The sequence below is a fragment of the Roseateles sp. AC306 genome (assembly GCF_979253795.1).
The window spans coordinates 1-245 of record NZ_CEEDEB010000123.1 but is presented as its reverse complement, the minus strand read 5'-3'; the positions used below and the strand labels follow the sequence as shown (position 1 = coordinate 245).

Sequence of the window (245 nt, the reverse complement as noted above, 5' to 3'; positions counted from 1 at the left end):
CTTCCAGTTCCCATTTCAGTTGTCCGATTCCGAGACGGTTAGCCAGCGGTGCGTAGATGTTGGTACACTCTTTTGCCGCCAGTACACGTTCATCTTCCGGCGCATCTTTTACTTCGCGCAGATGAGCAATACGCTCCGCCAGTTTGATGACTACGCAGCGAAAATCATCGACCATCGCCAATAACATCCGGCGAACGTTATCGACCTGTTCGGAGGAAACAGAATCAGTGTGCGTCGCTTTCAGC

General features: G+C 51.8%; 1 protein-coding gene. It reads right to left on the bottom strand.

The features are described from left to right. The coding region (locus AC0IZJ_RS28650; RefSeq protein WP_471855669.1) for an HD domain-containing protein at window positions 1–245 on the bottom strand (245 nt) is incomplete at both ends.